Consider the following 3,811-nt stretch of genomic DNA (forward strand, 5'->3'; position numbering starts at 1 on the left):
GCGTCCGTGCGGCGCATGTCCGTGGCGATCTGGATCAGCGTGTCCGCGATGGGCGCACCCAGTTCCTCGCCCTGCTGAAGTGCCGTGACGAACTGGTCGACCTGCTCACTGGAGTTGCGCTTACGCAGCTCGTCGAAGGCCTGACGGCGGCCCACGCCCAGGTCCATCTGGCGCAGGGTGATGCCCAGTTCGTCCGCCCACGGACCCTCGTAGCGCTCCGCGACGCGTTCCAGCGCCTGCCGGAAGCCGAGGCCCGCGGAGACGACGACGGCGAGGACGTCGAGGAAGTCGGGGAGGGTGCGTTCGATGACGCGCTTGCGGTCGCGGATCGCCTGCCGGATCGCCAGGTCGGCGGCGAACCAGCCGAAGGCCAGCACCAGCGCCGCGAACAGCGGGCTGTCGGCCGACAGCCCGACCACCGCCATCAGCAGACCGAACACCCCGTAGGCGGCCCGGCGGGCGGCGTAGCGCTGGAGGGTGAGGCCCCCCGGGTTGCCCGCCTGGTCGATCCTGCGGCGCTTCTTGTCGACACCTCGCGGCCCCATCAGCCGGAGCACGAGCGGCGCGAGCGGCATGCCGAGGCGGTCGACGGCGGCCTCGCGGGCGGTGGTGCGGGTGGCGCCGACCTCCAGGGCGGCGGCGAGGTCGTCGGGCAGCTTGGTCTCGGCCCGGTACATGCGGATGCCCGCGATGGCGCCGTAGACGGCGAGTCCGACGGCGGCGGCGAGGAGGAAGGGCAGTACGGCCTGCATGGTGATCCGGTCTCCCTTCCTCAGATCTCGATCTTGCCGAGGCGGCGGATGACGAAGAAGCCGGTGGCGAAGAGGCCCACGGCGACGAGGATCGCGAACTGGCCCAGCGGTGAGCCGGTCACCCGCGCCAGCGCCCCGGGCATCATCGAGTTCATCATCAGCATCGCACCGAGCCCGAGTACGGGAACGGTGAAGGCCGTCGCGTTCACCTCGGCGAGCATCGTGCGCACCTCCCGGCGGGTCTCCTTGCGCTCCTCCAAGGTGGCGGTGAGGTTGCGCAGGGAGCCGACGAGGGTGCCGCCCGCGCGGTTGGCGAGGATCAACGTCGTGACCAGCACGACCAGTTCACGGGAGGGCAGGCGCTCGGCGAGTTCGCCGAGCGCGTCGTCGATGGAGCGGCCGACGGCGAGCTGGTTGGTGACGAGGGTGAGTTCGTCGCCCGCCGGGGCCTCCAGCTCCTCGGCGGCCATGCCGAGGGCCGTCCGCAGGGCGAGTCCGGCGGAGGTGGCGTTGGCGAGTATGCGGGAGAGTTCGGGGAGCTGGCTGATGAACTGTTCCGTACGGCGCTGGCGCTGGTGGCTGAGGAAGGCGTTGGCGGCGAGCGCGCCGAGGAGCCCGGCGAGCGGCCCGAAGAAGGGCGCGAGGAGGGAGGAGGCCACCAGCCACAGGCCGACGACCACGGCGAGCACGTACACCGCGAACTCGCCGGGGGTCAGGTCGAGTCCGGTCGCGGCCAGCTTGAGCTGGATGCGGCGTCCCAGCCGGGTGCGGCGCAGCCGCCGGTCCACGCCGCCGAAGTGCCGGCGGCGGCCCGATGGCAGCTCGTATTCGGCGCCGGTCGCGGCGAGCCGGTCGATCAGGGCCTGCCGCTGTGCGCGGCCCGCCGCGTAGGTGAGCACCCCGGTGACGGCGAGGGCGCTCGCCAGCAGGGTGGCGCCGAGCGCGAGTTGGGCGGTGGTGTCCATGAGGGTCCGGTGTCCTCTGTCAGGGTGCGTGGGCCCGGTAGGGGGCGGGCGTGGGGTGGTGCCGGGGCGGGCAGGGCGTACGTACGGGCGCTATCCGGCCTCCCTCGTCGCCAGCCGGTCCGCGCTGTCCGCCACCCCGAAGACCGGCGGCACGGATTCGCTCACCATGTGCAGCCGGTCCGCGGCCCGCCGCGGCAGGGGCAGGTGGTCGAAGGTGCCGTGCACCTTCCCGTCGGCGGACATCGGCCGGGCGTCGAAGCGGGAGGCGGAGGCGAGCTGGAAAGTCTCGCGGCCGTGCGAGGAGAGCAGGGCGATCTCCACCACCTTGCGCGATCCGTCCGGGAAGCGGGAGAGCTGGATGATGACGTCGACGGCTGAGTTGATCTGGTCCTGGAGGGCGGGGAAGGGGATCTCGACCTCCGACATCGAGGCCAGGGTCTGAAGCCGCATCAGCGCGTCCTCCGCGCTGTTGGCGTGCACGGTGGCCAGCGAACCGTCGTGTCCGGTCGACATGGCCTGCAGCATGTCCAGGGTCTCCCCGCCGCGCACCTCGCCGACGATGATGCGGTCGGGGCGCATGCGCAGCGAGTTGCGTACGAGGTCGCGGACCGTGATCCGGCCCTTGCCCTCCACGTTGGGCGGCCGGGTCTCCAGGCGGATGACGTGGCTCTGCTGGAGCTGCAGTTCGGCGGCGTCCTCGACGGTGATGATGCGCTCGTGCCCGGGGATGAGCCCGGAGAGGGCGTTGAGGAGGGTGGTCTTGCCGCTGCCCGTACCGCCGGAGACGATCACGTTGAAGCGGGCCCGGATGAAGGCGGAGAGCAGCGAGAGGATGTGCTCGTCGAGGGTGCCCAGCGCGATCAGCTCGTGCAGCGCGTACGCGCGGGGGAAGCGCCGGATGGTGAGGGTGGGGCCGGTGAGGGCGAGCGGCGGGACGATGACGTTGACGCGCTCGCCGGAGGGAAGGCGGGCGTCGACCATCGGATTGGACTCGTCGACACGGCGGTTGACGGTGGAGACGATGCGTTCGATGGTCTGCATCAGCTGCTCGTTCGAGGCGAAGCGGACCGGCACCCGCTCGACCCGACCGGCGCGCTCGACGAAGACCTGGTCGGGGCCGTTGACCATGATCTCGGTGATGGTGGCGTCCTCGAGGAGGGGTTCGAGCACGCCGAGGCCGAGGGCTTCGTCGACGACGCGGCGGATGAGCGAGGCGCGGTCGTGGGTGGCCAGTACGGGGCCCTCGCGGCTGATGATGTGGCCCAGTACGCGCTCCAGCCGGGTCCGGCGCTCCTGCGGGGCGAGGGCGGACATCTCGGCGAGGTCGATCTCTTCGAGGAGCTTGGTGCGGTAGGCCGGTACGAGGTGGCCGTTGCCGCCGTCGGCGGACGGGCCGTTGCCGGTCTCCGGCTCGGGGGTGGTGATGCGGGCCCGCAGGCTCATCTGGTCCGGCTCCTCTCTGCGTTGCTGCCGTGCGCTCAGTCGCGGGGCATGGTGGCCGACCGGGCGGCGTCGCCGAAGTCGTCGACTCCGGGGACGACGGAGGGGATGGTGACGGTCGTGGTGACCTGGACCTCCTCACCGCCGCCGCCGAGGGCGAAGGTGCTGCGGGAAGCGGTCCAGCCGGACATGGCGGCCTTGCCGGTGGCGGCGTAGTCGGCGGCGATGTCCTCCTGGCTCGCGGTACGGGCGGCCGCGCGGGCGCCCGTACCGGCCTGCTGGACGGCGTAGCCCACGATGCCGAGCTGGATCGCGGCCATGGCCACCAGCAGGAGCAGCGGCAGCATGCCCGCCAGCTCCAGGCTGGACGCGCCCCGTTCTCCGTCCTCGCGCACCGCGCGGCGGACGGGCGTCACCCGGCTCATCCGTTTCGTGGCTCGTGACCGTGTCACCCCGTCACCCCTCTTCCGCTGCGCCGGCTCTGCCGCTGACGGTGAAGGGAAGGCGGCCCGCGCCGGGGATGAGGACCGGGGTGCCCAGGTCCACGTCGGCCCGCCAGAGATGGCCGGAGCGGCTGCAGCTGACCGTGGACTCGGCACGCCACTCGGCGGGGAGGTGCGCGGTTGCCGCGGCCCGGCAGGCGCCCTGCGGGTC

4 protein-coding genes and 1 pseudogene are annotated in these 3,811 nt (G+C 72.3%); all 5 read right to left on the minus strand.

Annotated elements, in window-relative coordinates; genetic code table 11:
- On the minus strand, window positions 1–752 hold a 752-nt coding region (locus ACRDP3_RS12780), incomplete at its 3' end, for a DUF5936 domain-containing protein (RefSeq protein ID WP_431517025.1).
- A 20-nt stretch (window positions 753–772) separates the two neighbouring features.
- The gene (locus ACRDP3_RS12785; RefSeq protein ID WP_431517026.1) at window positions 773–1,717 is read right to left on the minus strand and encodes a type II secretion system F family protein; all 945 of its coding nucleotides are present in this window, start codon (window positions 1,715–1,717) and stop codon (window positions 773–775) included.
- Window positions 1,718–1,807: 90 nt separating this feature from the next.
- Window positions 1,808–3,160, minus strand: a complete 1,353-nt coding sequence (locus ACRDP3_RS12790) for a CpaF family protein (protein ID WP_431517027.1) — start codon at window positions 3,158–3,160, stop codon at window positions 1,808–1,810.
- 35 nt (window positions 3,161–3,195) lie between these two features.
- On the minus strand, window positions 3,196–3,582 hold the full coding sequence (locus ACRDP3_RS12795) for a TadE/TadG family type IV pilus assembly protein (protein ID WP_431517028.1): 387 nt from the start codon (window positions 3,580–3,582) through the stop codon (window positions 3,196–3,198).
- Window positions 3,583–3,613: 31 nt separating this feature from the next.
- Window positions 3,614–3,811: pseudogene (locus ACRDP3_RS12800) on the minus strand (ParA family protein); the annotation flags it as partial.

The organism is Streptomyces sp. (assembly GCF_050698815.1).
Taxonomy (GTDB): Bacteria; Actinomycetota; Actinomycetes; order Streptomycetales; family Streptomycetaceae; genus Streptomyces.

Bases quoted from the DNA above. Each gene is read 5' to 3' on its own strand.
- ACRDP3_RS12795 (WP_431517028.1), bottom strand. From the start codon at position 3,582: ATGAGCCGGGTGACGCCCGTCCGCCGCGCGGTGCGCGAGGACGGAGAA.
- ACRDP3_RS12790 (WP_431517027.1), bottom strand. From the start codon at position 3,160: ATGAGCCTGCGGGCCCGCATCACCACCCCCGAGCCGGAGACCGGCAAC.
- ACRDP3_RS12785 (WP_431517026.1), bottom strand. From the start codon at position 1,717: ATGGACACCACCGCCCAACTCGCGCTCGGCGCCACCCTGCTGGCGAGC.